The 1,101-nt window shown below is 61.0% G+C and carries 1 protein-coding gene; it reads left to right on the top strand.

All coding sequences use genetic code 11. The features are described from left to right. The first annotated feature begins 172 nt into the window (after positions 1 to 172). Entirely contained in the window at positions 173 to 613 is a 441-nt protein-coding gene (locus tag E8D38_RS27835) for a hypothetical protein (protein WP_140637557.1), read from the top strand. Positions 614 to 1,101: the final 488 nt, after the last annotated feature.

The following is a 1,101-nucleotide window of genomic DNA, read 5'->3' as shown; positions in this document are numbered from 1 at the left end:
TGCACCTACCCTCAAACGGGCGAATCGGATGGCTCGTCACAAAACAATGTGCTCTAACCCCTCCATCGAGCGGACCCACAACGGCGAGGCGCAGTCGTGCACTTCGGCCACACCGAGCGCGCCGTCGCGGTCCGCTCATGTCGAACGTTAGGCCCGCCTCAGGCGCAGCGCGATGTACACCAAAGCTCCATTCGATCTCACTGCGTACGTGGTCGCATCTGTCGTTGGTGGGCTCGTAGTTTGGGCATGGGGTTTCCTGTCCGGCCATTCCGTGGCTAGCTCGGTGGCGTACTTGGTTCTTCTCGTGCCGTTCTTCGCCCTTGCATCCGCAATCGGCATCGGTCTCTTCGTGGTGCCGGCCTGGTTGATTCTCGGCAAGTCGTGGTGTGGTGCGCCCGCTCCGTTTTCGGTGCTCCTCGGCTTTGTCAGCTCGGTTGTTGGAGCGGCAATCGGCCTCTGGTCCGGTATGTCGCTTCCCGAAGTGCTGTTCGCTAGCGTGCCTTCCTTCGTGTGGTTCTGCGTGGTGGCGGCCACCTATTCTGGTTGGGCGCGCGCGAGCCTAACCCCTCCATCGAGCGGACAGCCTCCGGCTGCCGCTCATGTCGAACGTTAGCCCCCATGAGTAAGCTCCATCTCTACCGCTCGCTACTCGTGCATGGCGCGAAGGTGTGGGTCTTCTGGCTTCTGTCTCTGGTGCTCCTCGCACTCGCCGCTGAGTACTTGCCTCGGTTGCTCTTTGTCTTGCTCTTCTTCGCGTATGCCTTGTTCGTGTTCTTTCCAGTTGCCTTCGGAGTCGGCCCTCTGGGGCGTCGCATTGGCCGTGGGCTCAACGAAAGTGCTGTCGCTCAAGCAAAGGCTGAGCGGGAGGCGCTGGGTCCTCAGCCCACTCGTTCGCCTCCCAGTGAGGTTCCCAGTGGGCCGGGCGGTGAGGGATCAAGGTAGTCGCATGCATGCACGCTATCGTGCGTTTCACGTGAGGGCTAACCCCTTGTATCTTCCCAATCATCCGACGTGAGTTGGTTTTCGCGGACAGTGCGCCAAACCAGACACCCCTGAGAGCACGAGCTCGTGATGGAGCAATAGGTCAACGCACTGGCCCGT

Origin of the sequence: Methylibium rhizosphaerae (assembly GCF_006386545.1) — a bacterium.
In the GTDB taxonomy this organism is placed as follows: domain Bacteria; phylum Pseudomonadota; class Gammaproteobacteria; order Burkholderiales; family Burkholderiaceae_C; genus Pseudorivibacter; species Pseudorivibacter rhizosphaerae.
This window is presented reverse-complemented; position numbering and strand designations above follow the sequence as displayed.